The organism is Brevundimonas viscosa (assembly GCF_900116065.1).
GTDB classification, from domain to species: Bacteria; Pseudomonadota; Alphaproteobacteria; order Caulobacterales; family Caulobacteraceae; genus Brevundimonas; species Brevundimonas viscosa.
The window spans coordinates 57,886-78,413 of the sequence record NZ_FOZV01000010.1; the positions used below are offsets into that span (position 1 = coordinate 57,886).

The following is a 20,528-nucleotide window of genomic DNA, read 5'->3' on the forward strand; positions in this document are numbered from 1 at the left end:
TTCCGCTCTCCTCAGGCGGCCTTGCGGACGGCGCGTCCGCGCGGTCCCAGGAAATACTCCCTGATCCAGGGATGATCGGACTGCTCCAGCTCCTGCACCGTCGCCTTGGCCACGATGCGCTTGTCCGCCACCACCGCCACCTTGTCGGTGATCGCGTACAGCGTGTCGAGGTCATGGGTGATCATGAACACGGTCAGCCCCAGATCGTCCGACAGCTGACGGATCAGGTCGTCGAAGGCGCCGGCGCCGATCGGGTCCAGCCCGGCCGTCGGCTCGTCGAGGAACAGCAGTTCCGGGTCGAGCGCCAACGCCCGCGCCAGGCCCACCCGCTTGCGCATGCCGCCCGAAAGCTCCGCCGGCTTCAGATGGTGCGACTCCGGCTTCAACCCGACCATGGCGATCTTCATCTCGGCCAGCTCGCGGATGACGTCCTTGGGCAACCGCGTATGCTCGACCAGGGGCGAGGCGACATTGTCGATGACGCTCAGCGAGGAGAACAGCGCCCCCTGCTGAAACAGGATGCCGGTGCGCCGCTCGATGTCCGCCGCCTGGGCCTTGGTCAGCTCGGCGCGGTCATGACCAAACAGCTTCACCGTTCCGCCCTCGGGCTCCTTCAATCCGATGATCGAGTTCAGCAGCACGGTCTTGCCGGACCCCGAGCCGCCGACCACGCCCAGCACCTCGCCACGCTCGACCGTCAAGTCGAGATCGTCGTGGATCACCCGCTCCCCGAACTGGCTGCGCAGGCCAGAAACCTCGACCACCGCGTCGCTCATATGCCGAGCTCCAGGAAAGTCATGGCGAACAGGGCGTCCAGCAGGATGATGGCGAAGATCGCCTGCACCACCGCCGCGGTGACCCGCCGGCCCAGACTGTCGACGTCTCCGGCCACCGCCATGCCCTGGCGACAGCCGATGCCGGCCACGACGATAGCGAACACCGGCGCCTTGGACAGGCCGACGAACAGGTGGTTGCCGACGTCCGGTATGTCGACCATGCGCTGGATGAAGAAGGCGGGGCCAAGCGACAGCTGCGTCCAGGCGACCAGCAGACCGCCCAGCAGGCCGGTGACCATGGCCACGAAGGTCAGCAGCGGCAGCATGACCAGCAGCGCCGCCAGTCGCGGGATGACCAGGGCCTGGAAGGGATCGACGCCCATCACCCGCATGGCGTCGATCTCCTGGTTCATCTTCATCGAGCCGACCTCCGCGGCGAACGATGAGGCGGAACGACCGGCCAGCAGCACGGCCGTGATCACCACCGCGAACTCGCGCAGCACCGAAATGGCGATCAGTTCGACCGCGAAGACGTCGAATCCGAACTGACTCAACAGGTCGGCGCCGATGAAGGCGACGACGGCGCCGATGAAGAAGCTCGTCACCGCCACGATCGGCAGGGCGTCGAGGCCCGCCCGCTCGGTCTGGCTGACCCACGCGGGCCAGCGGATACGCCCGGGGTGCTTCAGCGCCGAGCCGCTGGCGGCGATCAGACGGCCGAGGAAGGCCAGCGACAGGGTGGTCTCCGCCGCGATGTCCTGAACGCCGCGGCCGACCTTGGCGAAGCCCCGCACCCAGCCGGGCGCTCGCGGCGGCGGCGGTGCGCTCTCGCGCTCCAGCTTCTCGACCATGGCGTAGATGCGGCCGGCCTCAGGCCGTTGGGTCCAGGCGCTTTCAGGCAGGACGCAGTTACTCGCCTGCACCAGCGCGAGGGCGCCGGCCGTGTCGAAACGGCCCATCCCGGTCAGATCGACGGCGGCCACGCAGCGCTGTTCCAGCTGTCGGTCCAGCCGCTGCGAAATGCGGCCCAGCTCGGTCGCGGTCCAGTCTCCGGTCAGACGCAGGGTCAGATCCGGTCCGCCGTCGTCGATCTCGAATCCCGCTGCGGCCATGCCCCTACCTAGATTGCGCCGTTCGCCTTGCCTATGCCGAGCGTACGGCAAAGCTGCGGCGGGGATGACAACGCAGGCAAATCGTATTCGTTCAGCCACGCTTTCAGGGGCTTGCCGCTCAGAGCAGCGACCGCGCCTGCTCCAGATCGGCGACGAACCGGGCCCGTTCGGCCGCCCTGGCGGCCGGGTCGGGAATGCGCAGGAGATACGAGGGGTGAACCGTCAACAAGGCGGCCGCACCGTCAGATAGCGGAATCGGCCGCCCGCGTTCCTTCGTCACCGCCGGCTTGCGCCCCAGCACGCCGAGTCCGGCGGTCGCCCCCATGGCGAGGATGACCTTCGGCTTCACCAGCCGCCGCTCGGCGTCCAGCCACCAGCGGCAGGCGCTGACCTCCCCTGTGGTGGGCGTGCGGTGCAGTCGCCGCTTGCCGCGCGGCTCATGCTTGAAGTGCTTGACCGCATTGGTGACGAAGACCTCGTCGCGATCGATGCCGGCCTCTTCCAGCGCCGCGTCGAGGACCCGGCCGGCCGGTCCGACGAACGGGCGTCCGGCGAGGTCTTCCTGATCACCCGGCTGTTCGCCGACGATCATCAGCCGCGCCTTCTTCGGGCCCGCCCCGCAGACGCCCTGGGTGGCGTCCCGCCACAGCGGACAGCGCCGGCAGGCCTGGACGGCGGCGTCGAGCTCCTCCAGCGTCGACGGAACGAAGCCCTCGTCGAAGCTGGCGTCGCGCGCAAGGCGCGACAGCGTCTTCTCCAGACGCCGGTTCGGTTCAGGGGCGGGGGCGGCGACCATGGCTTCGGTCCGAACCGCCGACTGCGCCACCAGTTCCGGAATCAGCGCCGCCTCGGGCAGGTTCTTCCAGTAGCGCTTGGGCATTTCCGCCCGCATCGCTCCGGTCTTCAGCCGCGCCGGGTTGAAGGTCGAGGCGTAGTAGGTGCGCCAGAACTCCTCCATCTCGTCCTCGGCGGGGGCCATGTCGCGCGTCGCCGGCGGCCCGAGCTCCAGCGCCTCCCCATCCCAGTGTGCGCTGCCGTCCGGCGTCAGGATCGACCAGCGCATGGTCGCGAAGCGCCGCGCGAAGAAGGGGGCGGTCATCTCCAGCACCCGGTGCGCCGGCTCGAACCAGGCGACCCACGCCTCGCCCCGTTCGTCCTCGACCTGCCGGAAGCGGACGAATGCTTTCATCTTGTGGCTCGCGCGCGAGACGTTCTTCGCCCGCTCCAGGGCGTCGGCGACGTCGCGGTCCGAGACCACCCGCATCAGATCCGGCGCGTCGCGCAGCCGCCACAACAGCCGGTACAGCAGGTCGAAGCGGTCGTCCGAGCGGTGCAGAATCACCGACTGCGCGGTTTCCACAAAGGCGCGCGGGACCGCGAACGGCTTCCCCTCTCCGGCCGGGGCCTCGGCCGGCGCGTCGAACAGCCCGCCCTGCCCTGCTCCGCCGACCACGAAACGCGCCTCGGCCGGCGTCACGCCCGCCTCGCGGAAACGCCGCGCCGCCTTGCGCCAGCCGTCGAAGTCGGTCTCGCCCGCGAGCGCCGCGACCGCCATCAGAACAGACTCAGCTGTTTGGGGGCCCGCTCCGGCGCCAGCCGCGCGCGCAGATCGACCGCGTCGGTCAGGCCACCCGGCGTCCAATCCAGCGCGGTGATGAACGGCCGCACCTTGTCGACGCTGCGGCACAGCCTCGCCACATCCTCCAGCCGCAGGGTCCGGTACCGCCGCACCGAGACGATCCGATCCACCGTCTTAACCCCGAGCCCCGGCACGCGCAGCAGCATCTCCCGCGGGGCGGCGTTGACGTCGACCGGAAACAGCTCGCGTCGGTTCAGCGCCCAGGCCAGCTTCGGATCGACCGCCAGATCCAGCATCCCGTCCGTCGCCGCCTCGCCGATCTCCGGGGCCGAAAAGCCGTAGAAGCGCATCAACCAGTCGGCCTGGTACAGCCGGTGCTCGCGCATCAGCGGCGGCTTCGAAAGCGGCAAGGCCGTGGATGAATCGGGGATGGGGCTGAAGGCGGAATAGTAGACCCGGCGCAGGCCGTAGCCGCCGTACAGCGAGGCGCTGCGCTGCAGGATTTCCGTATCCGGCGCGCCGTCGGCGCCGACGATCAGCTGCGTGCTCTGCCCCGCCGGAGCGAAGCGCGGCGGCTTCGCCCGGTCGCGCTTCTCCGGCCTCGCCGCCTCGACCTTCAGCCGCACCTGGCCCATGGCCTTCTTGATGACGCCGACGTCCTTCTGCGGGGCCAGTCGCTGAAGGGCCTCGTCCCGGGGCAGCTCGATATTGGCCGACAACCGGTCGGCGTAAAGGCCGGCTTCCTCGACCAGCTTCGGATCGGCCTCGGGGATCAGCTTCAGATGGATGTAGCCGCGGAAGTCGTGCGCCTCCCGCAGCGTCCGCGCCACCCGCACCAGCTGCTCCATGGTGTAGTCGCCGGACCGGATGATGCCCGAGGACAGGAACAGCCCCTCGATGTAGTTGCGCCGGTAGAATTCCAGCGTCAGCCGCACCACCTCGTCCACGCTGAATCGCGCTCGGGCCACGTTCGACGACGCCCGATTGATGCAGTAGGCGCAGTCATAGATGCAGAAGTTGGTCAGCAGGATCTTCAGCAGCGACACGCACCGGCCGTCCGGCGTGTAGGCGTGGCAGATGCCCATGCCCTCGGTCGAGCCGATCCCCCGCCCGCCCGACGAGTCCCGCTTCGACGTGCCGGACGAGGCGCACGAGGCGTCGTACTTCGCCGCGTCGGCCAGGACCGAGAGTTTGCGTCTGAGGTCGAGCTGCGCCATCTGTTCGCATTATGTTCCACCTCGGAGACGCGCGTCCAGCGTGGCCGTTGCGGGCGATTTGTCGCGTCAGCGCAGATAGTTGAGCAGCGACACCTCGCGCAGCTGCGCGATCACCTGGGCCGAGGCCTGGATCGCGACCTGCGACAGCTGCAGGTCGGTCACCGCCTTGGCCATGTCGGCGTCCGTCCGCTTCGAGACCAGCTCGTCGAGGGAGATCAGCTGCGCCTTGTGGCCGACACTGATGTCGTCGATCTGGTTGTGCATCGATCCCGTGCGGGCGGTCTTGTCGATGACCCCGTTCGCCGCCTGCTCCAGCCGCGACAGCTGGGTGGTGAGGAAGGCCTTCTGGGCCTCGGTCGCCTTGCCGGTCAGCGGTCCCGAAGGTCCGGTGTGATAGGCGTGGATGTCGCGGAGGATGGACATCACCTCGGCGCCGACCTCGTCGGCCAGAAAGCCGGTCTCCAGCGTCGTGCCTTCGGCCACCCGGCTGACGGTCTTCAGGGTGTCGTTGTTGAACACGTCGGCGACCGTCGGTTCCGCCGCCAGCTCGGTCAGGTTGGCCGCCGCGACCGGGGCCGTGTTGATCTTGGCGCCGGAGAACAGATAGCTGCCGTGGTGGCGCATGTTCAGGCCGCCGCGGATGGTCTGGAAATGCCCTTCCATCTCCAGCATCAGCGAGCTCACGGAGTCGGTGGCCAGAACGCTGCCCACCGCTGCGCGCAGGCCCGCGATCCCGTCCCCGATCTGGTTGAGGGCGAGGTCCTGGGTGGTGAGACGGGCCGAGACGGCCTCCCCGGTGTCGATGAACCCCTGGATCCGGCTCTGCGCGCCCTTCAGCGCCGTCAGCGTCTCCGACTGCCGGCCGAATCCGGTCAGGTCGGTGGCGTTCTTCTGGGTCGAGACCCGTTCCTGCGCCTCCGCCGAACGGGTCTGGGCCTTCATCAGGTCCAGCAGGGCGGACTGGTAGTTTCCGAAGGTCGCGACGCGGGTCATCAGGTCATCCCCAGCAGCGTATCGTACATGTCCTTGACCGCCTGGATCAGTCGGGCCGACGCGTTGAAGGCCTGCTGGTAGGTGGTCATCAGCACCAATTCCTCGTCAAGGTTGACGCCTTCCTGGGCGGTCCGGCGTGCGGTGGCCTCGGTGTAGAGCGCCCCCGCCGACTCGGCCCGGTTTTTGGCCGCGGCGGCGCGCCCGCCGATCTCGCCCGACAGTTCCGAAGCGTACCGCGACACCGAAAGGGTCCCGCCCGCCGCGCCGCCGGCCGCCTGGAAACGGGCGGCGCGCTCGCCAGCGTCGGCGAGGAGAAGGGCGCCGCGGCCGTCGCCGGAGCTCAGGGCCGAGACGCCGGGGCCGGCCGCCAGATTCAGCTGCGCCAGGGCCAGCCGCGCCGGGCTTTGCCTGATGTCCGCCCGCATCGAGAAGCCGTCGGCCCGAGAGGCCCGCACGCCGCCGCCGATCCCGAACAGCTCCGTCACCGACACCCCGGACGGGATCTGGGTGGTGCGGTCCTCGAGCACCGACATCGTCGGCCCCGTGTCGCTGTTGCCGTTGAACGCGAGCGTTCCGTCCGCGGCCAGCGCAAAGGTCCCGAACCGGCCGACGCCCGTCGCGGGATCGTTCAACGCGGTGATGAGGTCGCCGATCGTGCCGCCGGCCGGGATCGCCACCTGCAGGTCCCGCAGGGTCGAGCCGCTCTGACCGGTGAAGCGCAGCGTCAGGGTTTCGCCCGCGGTGAATCCATGCGGAGACGCCGCGGTCAGTCCGGTGTCGTAGATCGCGGGCCGGTCCGTGACGATCAGATCGTTCAGGCCGAAATAGTGCGAGAAGCCCCGTCCGGCCTTGTCCGAAGGCGAGGCCGCGTCGTCCGCGATGGCGATCCCGTTGGTCCCGCCGGCCGTAAGGCTCAGGCGCCCGTCGGCGAAGCTCGCCGTCGCGGCGCCGCCCAGCTGTGCGTTCAGGACGGTCAGGAAGTTCGCCGGCGTCGCCGCGACCCCGTTGATCGTCATGGTGGCGCCGCTGAAGACGATATCCGCCCGGGTCTGGATGACGCCGGCCGAGTTGGTGACGGCGATCGTCGTCTGGCCGGTGAAGCCGGCGATCGCGCTCTCCAGCGACTGCCCGAGATTGCGGCCGGTCAGGCTGGTCGGCGCCGGCACCGAGCTGTTGGCGTTGTGCGCGCGGTTCAGCTCGTCGGCCATGTGGCTGACCAGCTCCGCCAGCCGTTCGGCCGCCGCCGGCGCCTCGACGTCGCGCAGTTCGACCAGGCCCTTGATCTCGCCGGAGGTGATGCTGTCGAGCAGCGATCGCTTCTGGCCGCCGGGCTCGGTGATCCAGATCTCGTTGAAGGCGGTCTCGCCGGTCACCGTGCCGGCCCGGTTGTAGGCCAGGACCGCCGCGCCCTCGCCCGCCAGCAGGGCGCCGGCGCCGGTGCGGATCGACACGCCGCCGACCGCGCGGGTGGTCACGCGGATGTCCATCAGCTCCGCCAGTTCGCCGATCAGGGCGGACTGCGCCGTCTCGGCGCCGGAAGCGTCGCCGTTCACCACGGTGGCCCGCGCGATCTCGACGTTCAGGCTCTCGATCTGGTTCAGCAGGCTGTTGGCCTTCTCCACGGCGCTCTGGATGCGGCCGTCGGCGTCTTCGCGGACCGCCTGGATTTGCTTGCCGATGCGGGTCGCTTCGTCGAACAGCGCCTGTGTCCTGAACAGGGCGTCCTGCCGCCGGGGCGACGAGGCAGGATCTTCGGCGCTGGCGGCGAAGGCCGAGAACACCTGGTCGACCTGGGAGAAGAAGCCGCTGTCGGCGCCCGGATCCCCGAAAAGGGACTGGATGCGGTCGTAGAGTTCATGGCGCACGCCCTGGCGCGAGGCCTCCGCGCCGGCGTTGAGGCTGGCCGCCTGCAGGAAGCGATCGGTGGCGAGGCGGATCCGGGCCACCTCGACGCCGGACCCGATGCCCTGGCTGACGAGGGTCCGCTGCTCCGCGACCTTGCGGACATAGCCGGGCGTGTTGACGTTGGAGACATTGTCGGAAACCACGCGCAGCTGCGTCTGGGCCGTCGTCAGGCCTGAGGTCGCCGTGTTCATGATCGCGTTCAGCGACATTTTCAGTCCCCCATGGTCCCGGCGCCCGGCAAGCCCTGCCAGCCGCCGCGCGCTTTTTGCCCGGCGGCGGAGGCGGACCTTCCGCACAAGTCACTGATTTGTCGCGACATCGCGTTTTGCGCCTGCGTCATGACCAGTGAGACGCGCAAGCGGCGGGCCAATCCCGACAGGGCTCCTGGCGCCGGGCAAGAATCGACCGCGCACGGCAAGTTTCGACCGCATCGGCACCCGGCCTCGATCGCTGGCCGGTGCAGAAACATCCGTCCGCTCAATGACTTGAGGCCAACGACAGAAGTGGCCCGCGACTTGCGCCAGCGCTTCCGAATGTCCGGCGCAGCAGGCGCCTCGTCCCCGTCGCCCCCGGCGACCGACTGTCGAGCCCATGTCCGCCCAGATTCTGCTTTCGATGATCGCGCCTGGCCTCCCGGCGGCCCCGCAAGGGTCGACGGGCGAGGCTATGGGCGAGTTCGAGGCGCTGCTCGCCGGCATGACAGCGGCGGCGAAGCGGGGCGGCGAGGCCGAGGCGCTGCCGGCTTCCCCCGCCGAAGGCCCGGGGCAACCCGATGCGGCGGCCACGGGCGTCGCGATGCCGGCTACGATCGCGATGACGCCCACCGCGGCGACCACCCTCGTCCCCGCAGCGCCGGAAGCTCCGGAAGACGACGCCGCGCCTGTGGCGGAAGAGGGCGCCGGCTCCTCGATATCGACTCCGCTTGCGGCGGGCTCGCCGGTCGTCGCCGAGCCGACGGTCGGCGACCCAATCGTCGGTGAACCGGTCGCCGGCGCTGAAGCCACATCTCCCGCGGGGGTCGCAGCCGTCGCGCCGACGGGGTCGCCCCGACCCGCGCCGACCTCGCAGGCCGCCTCCGCCGCCGCTGGCGCGCCGGTGGTTCCGCCGCCGGCTCTGGAAGCCGTCCAGAAGCCGGACGGCGGATACGTTCCGATGTCGCCCGGGCAGACCGCGTCGGCTCCCGCCGGCGCCGCGACATTCGCCCCGGAGCCGGCCCCAGCGCCGGCCCCAGCGCCGGCCCCATACAGCGATGCGACGGCGTCGCCGACCGTCGCGGATGCGGCCGCGCCGATCCCCGCCATCGCAGCGCCCCCGCCTTCCGCGGCGGCTGCGGCGCCTGTGGCCTCTCCGGCGCCCGCGCCCCTGCGGGCCCAGGAGAGCAACGCCGCGTCCTCGCGCGACAAGGCGAGCGGATCGGACGCCAATCTCGCCGATCATTCGACGAGCCCTTCCACTCCGGCGACTTCGAAACAGGTGGTCGAAGGCGGCGCGGCGTCGGTCGGGCGGCCTGACCGGTCGGGAGAGGCTCCGCCCCGCATCCAGGCCGACGTCCCGACGCCGGACCAGGGAGGGTCCGCCGGTGAGGGCGAGCCCGGCCCCGCCCCCGCCCCGGAAACCGCCTCGCCGGCTGCCCGCGAGGCCTCGGCGTCCGCCCCGCTGGTCTCCCGCGTCGCGGTCGAGGCGACCGCCCAGATCGCCGCCCAGATCCTGCGCAAGCTCGACGGCCGTTCGACCCGCTTCGAGATGGCCCTGCTGCCCGAAGAGCTGGGCCGGGTCGACGTGAAGCTCGACATCGACTCCGACGGCCGGCTGGCGGCCCGTCTGGCTTTCGACAATCCGGCCGCCGCCACCGACCTGCGCGGTCGTGCGGACGAGCTGCGGCGCCAGCTGGAGCAGGCCGGCTTCCACCTCGCCGAAGACGCCTTCGAGTTCGCCGAGCGTGACAGCGGCTCCAGCGCCTTCGACCGCGGCGACGACCCGCGTCGCGGCTCAGGCCGCGCCTTCACCGCCGCCGCCCGCCTCCAGGCCGAAGCCGACGCGGTTCCGGTCGCCCGGTGGACATCCCTCTCCCTCACGCCCGCGGGCGTGGATCTGAAGGTCTGAACGATGGTCGACGCCGTCACCACAGCCAACAACGCCGCCGGGCGGATCAACTCCGGCCAGACCATGCTGGCCTCGAACTTCGAGACCTTCCTCAGCCTGCTCACCGCCCAGCTCAAGAATCAGGACCCGCTGTCGCCGGTCGACTCCAACCAGTTCACCGCCCAACTGACCCAGATGGCCGGGGTCGAGCAGCAGCTGCTCACCAATGAACTGCTCAAGGGCATGCTCGACGCGCAGGGAGGCGGCGGCCTCGGCGACGCCGCGGACTTCATCGGCAAGGAAGCCACCGCCGCCTGGCCCGCGACCCGCTTCCAGGACGGCGAGGCCACCTGGAGCTACGAACTGGCCGGCAACGCCGCCTCCGCGACACTGCAGGTCGTCAACGGCGCCGGGCAGGTGGTCTGGCAGGGCGAGGCGCCGTCGAAGACCACCGGCGTGCACGACTTCACCTGGGACGGCGAGACCACCACCGGCGGCGATGCCCAGGACGGCGAGGTCTACACCCTGAAAGTCGTCGCCACGAACGCCGCCGGCGACAGCCTCGACGCCCAGGTCCTGACCCGCGGCCGCGTCACCGGCGTCGAAATGTACGACGGCGAGATCTTCCTCACCGTCGGCCCGTCGGTGCTGCCGATGTCCAGCGTCATCGCGCTGGAGGAAGCACGCGCCGCCGCCACGCCCACCGAAGACGATCCCGGCCTGCTGGCCTCGGTCGCCTCCGCCCTCAATCCTCTCAAGCTGCTTTCCTAAGGAGCCCGCGCCATGAGCATCAACAGCGCCCTTCTGGCCGGTGTGTCCGGCCTGACCGCCAACTCCGCCGCTCTCGCGGCGATCTCGCAGAACATCGCGAACGTGAACACCGTCGGCTACAAGCGTTCGGCGGCCGAGTTCCAGACCGTGGTCAACGCTCAGAGCGCCGGCGCGGGCTATTCGGCCGGCGGCGTTCTGGCCAGCGCCCGCCACTTCACCAGTCAGAACGGGCAGCTCCAGCGCACCACCTCCTCGACCGACCTGGGCATCGCCGGCCAGGGCTTCTTCGTGGTGACCGAGAAGTCCGAGAACCTGACCCCGGCGGACTCGCGCCTGTTCACCCGCGCCGGCGCCTTCCGGGTCGACAACCTGGGCTACCTCAAGAACACCGCCGGCCTGTATCTTCAGGGCTGGCCGGTCGACGCCAACGGCGACATCACGACCGATCCTTCCGACCTCAACCGACTGCGGACGATCAACGTCGGATCGGTGGGGGGCGCGGCCGAACCGACCACCCGCGTCCAGCTGAACGCCAACCTGCGGTCCAGCCAGGAGCCCTCGGCCGAGGCCCTCGCGCGCGCCGCGCGGGACGCCGATCCGCTCGATCCGGCCGCCGCCGGCGCCTACGACGTCATGACCAACTCGATGGCCATGTGGGATCCCGAGACCGGGAACGGCGTGAAGCCCGATTTCGAGGTCACCATCCCCGTTTCCGACTCCAAGGGCGGCCAGCGGACCCTCGCCGTGTCCTTCCTGAAGAGCACCATCCCCAACCAGTGGTACGCCGAACTGCGCGCCATCCCCGCCGGCGACGTCACCACCGACGCCAGCCTCGGGACCGACGGCATCCTGAAGTCCGGGCTGGTGTCCTTCACCCAGGACGGCCGGCTGGACGTCGACGCCATGGCCGCCATGGCGCCCGGCGTGGCCCTGTTCTCCGACCCGGCCGCCGCCGCCCTAACCTTCCGGGCGTCGGACACGGACCCCGCCTCCCTCGGCGCCGGCGAGTTCATGTGGGGCAACGCCCTGGGCATCGACAACCAGACCATCACCTTCGACCTGACCGCCGCCGCCGGCGGCCTGTCCCAGTACGACAGCGCCTCGGTGGTTCAGGCGACCCTCACCAACGGCACCGCCTTCGGCAACCTGTCGGAGGTCAAGATCGACGAGAAGGGCTTCGTCACCGCCATCTTCGACAACGGCGTGACGCGCCAGATCGCCCAGGTCGCCCTGGCCACCTTCCCCAGCGCCGACGCCCTGTCCGAGGTCTCCGGCAACGCCTTCCGCGTCAGCCAGGGCTCCGGCACCTTCAACCTGAAGGCTGCGGGATCCGGCGGCGCCGGCCTGATCGGCGCGTCCCAGCTGGAGGCCTCGACCGTCGACCTGTCGGCCGAGTTCACCGGCCTGATCACAACCCAGCGGGCCTACTCCGCCTCGTCCAAGATCATCACGACGGCCGATGAGATGCTGGCCGAACTGATCAGTATCAAACGCTGATACCCGGTCAAGTAACGGTTAGGATCCATGAATCCTTCATTGAACAACGGCCGGGTCGACAGGAGCGGCATTAGCCTTTCCTTCACCACGACGCTTAAACGGCCTTTAGCCCGCCCCCGCTACCGTCAAGTCTCGATGGTGGTGGTGAATGAGGCATAAGCCCATGTTGCAAGAGCGACGTCTCAACAGTCGAGGCGAACAGTACGTAGTCGGCCCGACCGGCACGCCCCTGACGCTGCGGGACCTGCCGCCGGCCAACACCGACCGCTGGGTGATCCGTCGCAAGGCCGAGGTCGTCGCCGCCGTTCGGGGTGGGCTGATCAGCCTCGAGGACGCGCTCGAACGCTACCGCCTCACCGCCGAGGAATTCATCGCCTGGCAGAAGGCGATCGACAAATGGGGCATGCAGGGCCTGCGCACCACGCGCATCCAGCATTACCGCGGATAAGGTCTCTCCCCGACCGACGCGCGACGGCCGCTCCCGACGGGGGCGGCCGTCGTCGTTTGAGGCACGCCTCGAAATCGCGCGGCTTTGCCCCTAGATAGCGCGCCATGACCCTCGTTGAGGACATCTGCCCGGTTCCGACCATCGCACCCGCCGACACCGACGCGGCGATCGCCGCTGCGCGCGCGGCCGTGGGCCTGCCTGTCGGCACGCGGATCGTCGCCGCCATGTCGGGTGGCGTGGACTCCACCGTGGTGGCCGCCCTGCTGCACAAGGCCGGCTACGACGTGGTCGGCGTCACCCTGCAGCTCTATGACCACGGCCAGGCGCTGAAGAAGAAGGGCGCCTGCTGCGCCGGCCAGGACATCCACGACGCCCGGCTGGCGGCCGAGACCATCGGCATCCCGCACTACGTCCTCGACTACGAAAGCCGCTTCCGCGACGCGGTCATCGACCAGTTCGCCGACAGCTACCTGCGCGGCGAGACGCCGGTGCCGTGCATCCGCTGCAACCAGACCGTCAAGTTCCGCGACCTGCTCGACGTCGCCCGCGACCTCGGGGCGGAGGCCATGGCCACCGGCCACTACGTCCGCCGCGCCATAACCGCCGACGGCCGGGTGCAGATGCGTAAGGCGATCGATCCCTCACGCGACCAGTCCTATTTCCTGTTCGCCACGACGGCGGCCCAGCTGGACTACCTGCGCTTCCCGCTGGCCGATCTGGAGAAGCCGCAGGTCCGTGGCGTCGCCCTCGACCTCGGCCTGCGCATCGCCGCCAAGCCGGACAGCCAGGACATCTGCTTCGTTCCCAACGGCGACTACCGCACCCTGATCGACCGCCTGCGCCCGGAAGGCCGCCAGGCCGGCGAGATCGTGCACATGGACGGCCGGGTGCTGGGCGAGCATGGCGGCATCACCGACTACACCATCGGCCAGCGCCGCGGCCTCAACGTCGCCGTGGGCGAGCCCCTGTTCGTGACGAAGTTGGACCCGGTGAAGCGCCACGTGATCGTCGGTCCGCGCGAGGCCCTCCTGACCGCGGCGCTGACGCTCGAGGAAACCAACTGGCTGGGCGACCAGCCGTCGCTGGAGGCCGCCGCCGCCGAAGGCGCGCCGGTGCTCGCCCGCGTGCGCTCGACGCGCGCCCCCTCCCCGGCCCGGCTGGCGTTCGCGGACGGGGCCGTTTCCGTCGTCTTCGAAACCGGCGAGGAGGGCGTCGCCCCCGGTCAGGCCTGCGCCCTCTACGACCCGGCCGACCCCGACCGCCTGCTGGGCGGCGGCTTCATCAAGGCCACGACCGCCGTTGTCTGACGCCGCCGACCCGCTGGCGCTCGCCGCCCGCGCCGGCCTGCCGGCCGAGTTCCTCTACCTGCGCGACGAACTGCCCCGTGATCGCTGGACCGGCCTGCACGAGGTCGCGGCGCACTGGCTGCAGATGCACGCCAGCTTCCGCAACCACCAGGCGCACATGAACGCGCTGGTCGCCCGCTGGCGGGCCGACGACGACCTGAGCGCCCTGCACCGCCAGCTGACGCCGGCCCTGCAGGCCTTCCTCCAGCACCTCGACGGCCACCACCGCGTCGAAAGCGGCCATTACTTTCCGATGATGCGGGGCGTCGAGCCGAGGATCGCCGCCGGGCTCGACCTGCTCGACCGCGATCACGACGCCGTCCACGCCCATCTGGAGGCCCTGTTCCGGTCGGGCCTCGCCTTCCACCGCGCCGTCTCGGGGAGCGCGCCCGACGCCCGTGACCACGCCGCCCGCCTCGCCGACACCCTCGCCGCGGCGGGTCCCCCGCTGGCCCGACACCTCGACGACGAGGAGGACATCGTCATCCCCCTGATCCAGCTACGCGGCCTGCCGCAAGGCTAGCCCCGCGCTGGCAGTATCTTCCGCCGCTGCCGCACCACCGCCAGGGGCCGGCCGTCCGGGGCCCAGGCGGCGCCGTCCTCGACCGCCCAGCCGCCGCCGACGTCGCGGCTCCAGAAGTGGAAATAGGCCCAGCCCTCCGGCGAGGTCGCCGGCGTCGGCTCGGCCAGAAGGTCGGCGCGCAGGTCGACGCTGGTCGAGATCGCCGGCGGCGCCGGAAAGGCGGTGAAATAGGTCGGATAGAGGCCGTCCAGCAGGAACAGCAGCCGCAGCTCGTCCAGCGGCGCGCCGTCGACGCAGCGCATCCAGCAGCCCAGCTCCGACGAGCGCCCGGCGTTCTCGCCGAACAGCTTCGGCCCGTCGACGAAGCGGTGCTCGATGTGACGCGTGAACCACGGCCCGAACCTCGGGTCCATCGGCGTGGCCGGCAGCGTCTCCAGGGCAGGCGGCCGCGCCACGAGGGGCGTCAGCACGGGGCCGTCCACGTCGCGCCCGAAGGTGGCCAGGGCCTGCACCGCCGCGCGATCCCCCTGCCCGCCGCTCACGTGCGCATAGGCCACGTTGCGCCCGCCGCGGGTCAGGGTCGGCGTGAACCGCACCGCCTCGCCGAACCGCGCCGCCGCCAGATACTGGATCGACAGGGTCTGCAACGGGGTCTCGACCCCCAGCCCCTGCCGCGCCGCCCCGGCCGCCAGCGCCGCCATCAGGCCGCCGAACGGAGCCCCCTTCGTGGGGTCCATGGCCTGTGGCGCGTTCGAGAAGCCGGCGTCCAGACGGGCGACCAGCCCGCCGCCGTCTTCAGTCAGGGTGAGGGCTTCGGCGAGGCTCTGTGTCGTCATGGGGGAGCGGCTACCGCGAACGAAGGGTGGGCGGAAGGCCCACGCCTTCCGCCCGGAGTTCAAGTGATCAGGATCCGCCGCAGATAAGCCGCGACATGTCCGTAGCGAAACAAGACTGACCCAGTGCGTTCGGATTGGCAACCCTCTTGCCAAACAGCTGACGCAGGGTCACTTTCAGGTCATGGGACGCACCGCCGACTATTCGCGCCAGAGCTGCTCGATCGCCGCGACGCTCGAGGTCATCGGCGATCCATGGACCCTGCTGGTCATCCGCGACGCCTTCAACGGCGTCAGCCGCTTCGAACAGTGGCAGGAGCGGCTTGGCGTGGCCCGCAACGTGCTCGCCGCCCGCCTCAAGAGCCTGGTCCAGCACGGGGTGCTCGAGCCCCGCCTCTACTCCGAGCGCCCGCCGCGCAACGAATATGTGCTTACGGCCAAGGGCAAGGACCTCTACGGCGTGCTGGTCACCCTGCACGGCTGGGGCGCCAAGCACGTCTACTGCGACGCGGATGCGGGCGTCTCCATGCTGCACAAGACCTGCGGCCACGATCTGCAGCCGCGCATCGCCTGCGGCTGCTGCGGCGAACTGGTCAAGCCCCGCGACATCCAGCTGAACCTCTCCGAGAACCGCCCGACCGTCGGCGAACTGATGCCGAAGACGCAGGGCGAGGAAGCGTAAAGCCGCCCCTCCCTGGCCGCGACGGGAGGTGAGCCCCCCCTTCCTTCTCCGCTCCCCCTCGCCCACCCTTCGCGCATGCCCGACTCGCTTCATCGCTGCGCCTGGTGCGGGAACGATCCGCTTTATGTCGCCTATCACGACGAGGAATGGGGCGTGCCTGAACGCGACCCCCGCGCCCTGTGGGAGAAGCTGGTGCTGGACGGCATGCAGGCCGGGCTGGCGTGGATCACCATCCTGCGCAAGCGCGACGGCATCCGCGACGCCTTCCACGGCTTCGACCCCGAGATCGTCGCCCGCTACGGCGACGCCGACGTCGAGCGCCTGCTGGCCGACCCGCGTATCATCCGCTCCCGCGCCAAGATCGGTTCGGCGATCAAGGGCGCCCGGATCTGGCTCGACATGCGCGAGGGCGGCGAGGACTTCTCGACCTGGCTGTGGTCCATCGTCGACGGCCGGCCGATCCAGAACGCCTGGACCGACAGCGCTGCCCGTCCGGTCGCGACTCCGGAATCCGAGGCCATGGCCAGGGCGCTGAAGCAGCGCGGCTTCACTTTCTGCGGCCCTGTGATCGTGTACGCCTTCATGCAGGCTGTGGGCATGGCCAACGATCACGGCGTCGAGTGCTTCCGTCACCCGCAGGTTCGTGCGATGGCCGGTTCGTGAAGTCCGCGTCCCCGAAATCGAAGCCCAAGGGCAGGACCGCAGCGCCGAAGATCATGCGGCCGATCCCGACCCTCGCGCTGGAGACCCTGCTGGTCGACAGCAGCGGCGGCCCGGTGTGCGGGGTCGACGAGGCCGGCCGCGGCCCGTGGGCCGGCCCGGTGTCGGCGGCGGCGGTGATCCTCCACCCGGAGGACCTGCCGGAGGGCATCGACGATTCCAAGGTGCTGACCGCCGAGCGCCGTGAGGCGCTGGAGATTGAGATCAAGGCGCGCGCCGTCGCGTGGGGGGTCGGCTTCGCCTCGGTCGACGAGATCGCCGAGCTCAACATCCTGCACGCCACCGGGCTGGCCATGTGCCGCGCCGTCGAGGCCCTGTCGATCACGCCGGTCGCCGCCCTCGTCGACGGCAACTACCGATTCAAGCTGCCCTGCGAGGTGCAGACGGTGGTCGGCGGCGACGGCCTGTCGCTGTCCATCGCCGCCGCCTCCATTCTCGCCAAGACGGCCCGCGACCGGCTGATGATCGAGCTGGACGCCCTCTATCCCGGCTACGGCTTCGCCAGCCACAAGGGCTACAATGCGCCCGCCCACCAGCAGGCGTTGCGCGAGCTCGGCCCCTGCCCGGAACACCGGCGCGCCTGGGCGCCGATCCGGGCGCTGCTGGAAGGCTGACGGCCGTCCGGCCGGCGGACGGCGCAGTCAGCCCCGTCCGGGCGCGGGTCGGCACGACGCTTCGTCCAGATCGTCTTCGGCGACCCGATATCCGCCCGCGGGGTCGCGCACGATGCGAATGGCCTGGAAGGCGAGGTAGCTCCCGCCGTTCAGCGTCCGGTCCGAGAAGCAGGCGACGGCGCCGTCCGGCTCACTGCGGATGATCCTGAGACCGATCACCCAGTCATCGCGCCCGTCGAACCGCCGCGTCAGGTAGAAGGAGTCGCCGGAGGAGCTCGCCTCCGTGAAATCCCAGTCGGCGGGCCGCTTCAAGCCAGGCGCGCGGCGCGGCTGAAGCGAGTTGCGGAAAGACGTCATGTCCAGCCCTCGGAGAACCTCCTCGGCGGAAGGCTGGGCGACACACAGGCCGGCGGCCAGCGCAAGCGAGGCGAGGAACATGGGCGACTCGTTTTCGTGAGGCGGAACAGGCCTGGATCACAGCACGTCCGACAGCCGTGTCCAGTCACGAGCGGTTGTGCCGGCTCCCGCCCCTCGCGCGAGCTGGTCAGATCTGCAGCATGCCGCCCAGCAGCGCACCCGCCAGCGCCGCGAACAGGCCGCCGAACACGACCACGGCCCAGCCCGGCGTTTCGCTCCGCGCCGTCGGTCTCGACTGATACGGCATGGTCCAGCCCGTGTCGTTGGCCGGCCGATGATCGAAGCGAGGACTGGCGGGCGCGCGCCAGGCCACGGCGTCGAACGCGTCGGCGGCCCGGCCGTAGGCGCGATAACCCTGGAGGCGGTGCGAGGGGCTCATCGAAGCGTCTTCCATGGCTGGCGAAACGGACGACGAGTCGTCCCGTTCCGTACGCTTCCGCTCAGGCGGCGTCGGCCAAGCTTACACGACGTTCGGCGACCACAAAAAGGTATTCGACGTTCCGCAGCCGGCCCACCGCTCCGACCTTCTCGCCCCTCGGATTATGGATGCCGATCCGGGCGCCGACGTAGCGCGGCCGGGCGATCTCGATCACCTGCACCTGCCCCCGCGCGGACAGCATCCGCACCAGCTCCTCGCGCGACAGGTAACCCTCGTCGTTGAACGAGACGACCAGATTGGGCGCCTTCAGTGCAGCGATGGTCGCCTCAAGCGCCGGGCCGATCCCCGGGCGACTGTTGAAGGCGCTCTTGCGGGTGCGGACGTCGATCCGCTTGTTCGCCACGCCGTAGGTCTCCGGCTTGTCCCACAGCACCAGGCTCTCCCAGCAGTGGTAGTTCCCGAGGTAGGAGTGCTGGTTGTAGGGCGGGTCAAGATAGACGAGGTCGGCTTCGATCTCCGGCGCGATCTCGACCGCGTCGGCCCGCGTCGCCCGGCCTTCGCCCGGCAGCAGCTCCGGCAGCCGCAGCTCCAGCGGCTTCAGCGCCCGCGGGGCCCAGCGCTTCATGTAGGCCATCTGCAGTCCCGCCGTGGAATCGACGCGGTCGGCGGCCTCCATCAGGCTGACCAGGGCGATCGCCTCCAGCTCGGGTTCCAGCGCCATCGCCGCGATCCGCTCCCGCACGGCGTCGATGCGGGCGCCATTGTCGGGGTGGAAGAAGCGGGCGTCCTCGCAATAGGCGCGGGTGAACCAGCCCGCCTCCGGCCGCACGGTCCTGAGCTCGGCCAGCACGCCCCCGGCCTTCTCCAGCCACCGATTGCGGTCCGCCTGCACGTAACAGGTCGCCAGCGCGTGAGCGTAGGCGTTGTGGTCGTTCGACCAGACCCGGTAGCCCCCCTTCTTCAGCGCGTGGCCGACCCGCGCCGTGCCGGAGAACAGGTCGCACACCGTCCCGCCGTCCGGCATCGCCGCCGCGATCGCCGCCGTCACATGGCCCAGCAACGCCCGCTTGGAGCCGATGTATTTGATCATCCGACCCGTCTCCTCCCCCTCAGGGGGAGGGGGACCGCGAAGCGGTCGAGGAGGCCCTCGTCAGCGCTTCGCCTTCTTCGCCGGAGCATGCGCCAGCCGCAGCAGATTCGCAGCCCCCGGCGCTCCGAACGGCGTGCCGGCGAGGATCAGCACCCGCTGGCCCGGCTGGGCCAGCTCGTTGTCCATGGCCGCCTGAACCGCGTCCTCGGTGACCTCCTCCAGCGACGAGGGCTCACGCCCCAGCCGCGACTCCAGGCCCCAGACCAGCGCCAGCCTCCGGGCCGTCGACGGATTGGGCGTCAGCGCCAGAACCGGCTGCAGCGGCCGCTCGCGCGCCATTCGCCGCGCCGTCCCGCCCAGGGTCGTGAACACCACGATGCAGGCCGTGGACTGGGCCTCGCCGGCCTTGCGCGCCGCGGCCACCAGGGCGTCCACGTCGTGCTCGTCCATGCCCGCGTGCTCGGCGTCCATCAGTCCGGGCCACAGCGGGTCGCGTTCGACCCGCTCGATGATCCGGTTCATCACCGACACTGTCTCCAGCGGATAGTCGCCCGAAGCCGTCTCCGCCGAGAGCATCAGGGCGTCGGCCCCCTCGTAGGCGGCGTTGGCGACGTCCGACGCCTCGGCCCGCGTCGGAGCCGGCGCGCTGGTCATCGACTCCAGCATCTGGGTGGCCACAATCGCCGGCACGCCGCGTTGCCGCGCCGCCCGCAGGATCTGCTTCTGGGCCACGGGCACCTCTTCGGGGTCCAGCTCCACCCCCAGGTCGCCCCGCGCCACCATCACCCCGTCGCAGTAGTCGAGGATCGACTCCAGCTGGTGCAGCGCCTGCGGCTTCTCGATCTTGGCCAGACATGCGGCGCGGCCGTCGACCAGCCGCTTCAGCTCGGCCATGTCCTCGGCCTTCTGGACGAAACTCAGCGCCACCCAGTCGACGCCGATCCGGAGCGCGAAGGCCAGATCCTCGCGGTCCTTGGGCGTCAGCGCCGAGACCGGTATCACCGCCTCCGGCACCGCCACGCCCTTGCGGTCCGACAGCTTGGTTCCGCTTTCAACGGTGACGTCGGCCCACTCGTCGGTCCGTTCGCCGACCCGCAGCCGCACCCGCCCATCGTCGAGCAGCAGCAGCATGCCCGTGCGCAGCGCCCTGAAGATCTCCGGGTGCGGCATCTGCACCCGCGTCTCGTCGCCCGGCGTCGGGTCGAGGTCGAAGCGCATGGTGTGACCCGGCTTCACCTCGATCTCGACGTCCTGGAACCGGCCCAGCCGCAGCTTCGGCCCCTGCAGGTCAGCCAGCACCCCCAGCGGGCGCTTCAGCGCCATCTCCGCGCCGCGCACCGCCTTCAGCGCCGCCGCATGGTCCTCGTGCGAGCCGTGGCTGAAGTTGAGGCGGAACACGTCCACCCCGGCCTGGGCGAGGGACTTCACCATGCCGGGCGCCCGCGAGGCGGGCCCCAGGGTCGCGACGATGCGCGCGCGCCGGGCTCTCTTCATCGAATATCCATGCGGCTGGTGGGGACGATGTCCCCTTGTGCCCCTCAAAG

Annotated in this window: 20 protein-coding genes; 9 read left to right on the top strand and 11 right to left on the bottom strand. The window is 70.3% G+C overall.

Going from position 1 to position 20,528, the window contains the following annotated elements:
• Positions 1 to 11: 11 nt before the first annotated feature.
• The 6 genes from BM333_RS14490 to flgK all read right to left on the bottom strand — a co-directional run bounded on the left by BM333_RS14490 (position 12) and on the right by flgK (position 7,791).
• A complete protein-coding gene (locus BM333_RS14490; RefSeq protein ID WP_092313306.1) occupies positions 12 to 776 on the bottom strand; it encodes an ABC transporter ATP-binding protein in 765 nt (254 codons plus the stop codon).
• The gene (locus BM333_RS14495) at positions 773 to 1,888 is read right to left on the bottom strand and encodes an ABC transporter permease (RefSeq protein ID WP_092313309.1); all 1,116 of its coding nucleotides are present in this window, start codon (positions 1,886 to 1,888) and stop codon (positions 773 to 775) included. The genes BM333_RS14490 and BM333_RS14495 overlap by 4 nt, the downstream gene beginning before the upstream one ends.
• Before the next feature lie 118 nt (positions 1,889 to 2,006).
• The gene (locus BM333_RS14500) at positions 2,007 to 3,443 is read right to left on the bottom strand and encodes a UdgX family uracil-DNA binding protein (RefSeq protein WP_092313313.1); all 1,437 of its coding nucleotides are present in this window, start codon (positions 3,441 to 3,443) and stop codon (positions 2,007 to 2,009) included.
• On the bottom strand, positions 3,443 to 4,684 hold the full coding sequence (locus tag BM333_RS14505; protein WP_092313316.1) for a putative DNA modification/repair radical SAM protein: 1,242 nt from the start codon (positions 4,682 to 4,684) through the stop codon (positions 3,443 to 3,445). The genes BM333_RS14500 and BM333_RS14505 overlap by 1 nt, the downstream gene beginning before the upstream one ends.
• A 66-nt stretch (positions 4,685 to 4,750) precedes the next feature.
• Positions 4,751 to 5,677, bottom strand: a complete 927-nt coding sequence (locus tag BM333_RS14510; RefSeq protein ID WP_092313319.1) for a flagellin — start codon at positions 5,675 to 5,677, stop codon at positions 4,751 to 4,753.
• Positions 5,677 to 7,791, bottom strand: a complete 2,115-nt coding sequence (gene flgK / locus BM333_RS14515) for a flagellar hook-associated protein FlgK (protein WP_092313322.1) — start codon at positions 7,789 to 7,791, stop codon at positions 5,677 to 5,679. Before flgK ends, BM333_RS14510 begins: the two co-directional genes overlap by 1 nt.
• Before the next feature lie 382 nt (positions 7,792 to 8,173).
• Between flgK and BM333_RS16200 the strand changes: the two genes are divergently transcribed.
• From BM333_RS16200 to BM333_RS14545, 6 genes are all read left to right on the top strand, one after another.
• Complete coding sequence (locus BM333_RS16200; RefSeq protein ID WP_245777300.1) at positions 8,174 to 9,685, top strand: flagellar hook-length control protein FliK; 1,512 nt, start codon at positions 8,174 to 8,176, stop codon at positions 9,683 to 9,685.
• A 3-nt stretch (positions 9,686 to 9,688) separates the two neighbouring features.
• A complete protein-coding gene (locus BM333_RS14525) occupies positions 9,689 to 10,435 on the top strand; it encodes a flagellar hook assembly protein FlgD (RefSeq protein WP_092313325.1) in 747 nt (248 codons plus the stop codon).
• Positions 10,436 to 10,447: 12 nt separating this feature from the next.
• Positions 10,448 to 11,932, top strand: a complete 1,485-nt coding sequence (flgE, locus tag BM333_RS14530; protein WP_092313328.1) for a flagellar hook protein FlgE — start codon at positions 10,448 to 10,450, stop codon at positions 11,930 to 11,932.
• Positions 11,933 to 12,095: 163 nt separating this feature from the next.
• On the top strand, positions 12,096 to 12,380 hold the full coding sequence (gene sciP / locus BM333_RS14535) for a CtrA inhibitor SciP (RefSeq protein ID WP_092313331.1): 285 nt from the start codon (positions 12,096 to 12,098) through the stop codon (positions 12,378 to 12,380).
• 104 nt (positions 12,381 to 12,484) lie between these two features.
• On the top strand, positions 12,485 to 13,687 hold the full coding sequence (mnmA, locus tag BM333_RS14540; RefSeq protein ID WP_092313334.1) for a tRNA 2-thiouridine(34) synthase MnmA: 1,203 nt from the start codon (positions 12,485 to 12,487) through the stop codon (positions 13,685 to 13,687).
• Positions 13,680 to 14,249 carry a hemerythrin domain-containing protein gene (locus tag BM333_RS14545; protein ID WP_092313337.1) on the top strand — a complete coding sequence of 190 codons (570 nt, stop codon included), beginning with the start codon at positions 13,680 to 13,682 and terminating at the stop codon, positions 14,247 to 14,249. The genes mnmA and BM333_RS14545 overlap by 8 nt, the downstream gene beginning before the upstream one ends.
• Here BM333_RS14545 and BM333_RS14550 read toward each other — a convergent pair.
• Complete coding sequence (locus tag BM333_RS14550) at positions 14,246 to 15,085, bottom strand: acyl-CoA thioesterase (protein WP_092313340.1); 840 nt, start codon at positions 15,083 to 15,085, stop codon at positions 14,246 to 14,248. The two genes, BM333_RS14545 and BM333_RS14550, sit on opposite strands and share 4 nt — an antisense overlap.
• Before the next feature lie 181 nt (positions 15,086 to 15,266).
• Here BM333_RS14550 and BM333_RS14555 point away from each other — a divergent pair, with 181 nt between their 5' ends.
• The 3 genes from BM333_RS14555 to BM333_RS14565 all read left to right on the top strand — a co-directional run bounded on the left by BM333_RS14555 (position 15,267) and on the right by BM333_RS14565 (position 17,098).
• The gene (locus BM333_RS14555) at positions 15,267 to 15,764 is read left to right on the top strand and encodes a winged helix-turn-helix transcriptional regulator (protein ID WP_092313343.1); all 498 of its coding nucleotides are present in this window, start codon (positions 15,267 to 15,269) and stop codon (positions 15,762 to 15,764) included.
• 75 nt (positions 15,765 to 15,839) lie between these two features.
• The gene (locus BM333_RS14560) at positions 15,840 to 16,427 is read left to right on the top strand and encodes a DNA-3-methyladenine glycosylase I (protein WP_092313346.1); all 588 of its coding nucleotides are present in this window, start codon (positions 15,840 to 15,842) and stop codon (positions 16,425 to 16,427) included.
• A 53-nt stretch (positions 16,428 to 16,480) separates the two neighbouring features.
• Positions 16,481 to 17,098 (top strand): ribonuclease HII, encoded by a 618-nt coding sequence (locus BM333_RS14565; RefSeq protein WP_092313349.1) that lies wholly within the window; start codon positions 16,481 to 16,483, stop codon positions 17,096 to 17,098.
• 27 nt (positions 17,099 to 17,125) lie between these two features.
• Here the strand turns inward: BM333_RS14565 and BM333_RS14570 are convergent, their stop codons facing one another.
• The 4 genes from BM333_RS14570 to pyk all read right to left on the bottom strand — a co-directional run bounded on the left by BM333_RS14570 (position 17,126) and on the right by pyk (position 20,478).
• Positions 17,126 to 17,536 (bottom strand): hypothetical protein, encoded by a 411-nt coding sequence (locus BM333_RS14570; protein WP_092313352.1) that lies wholly within the window; start codon positions 17,534 to 17,536, stop codon positions 17,126 to 17,128.
• Positions 17,537 to 17,642: 106 nt separating this feature from the next.
• Complete coding sequence (locus tag BM333_RS14575; RefSeq protein WP_177221912.1) at positions 17,643 to 17,894, bottom strand: hypothetical protein; 252 nt, start codon at positions 17,892 to 17,894, stop codon at positions 17,643 to 17,645.
• A 61-nt stretch (positions 17,895 to 17,955) separates the two neighbouring features.
• Complete coding sequence (locus tag BM333_RS14580) at positions 17,956 to 18,984, bottom strand: DNA adenine methylase (RefSeq protein ID WP_092313358.1); 1,029 nt, start codon at positions 18,982 to 18,984, stop codon at positions 17,956 to 17,958.
• A 60-nt stretch (positions 18,985 to 19,044) separates the two neighbouring features.
• Positions 19,045 to 20,478 (bottom strand): pyruvate kinase, encoded by a 1,434-nt coding sequence (gene pyk, locus BM333_RS14585; protein ID WP_092313361.1) that lies wholly within the window; start codon positions 20,476 to 20,478, stop codon positions 19,045 to 19,047.
• Positions 20,479 to 20,528 lie beyond the last annotated feature (50 nt).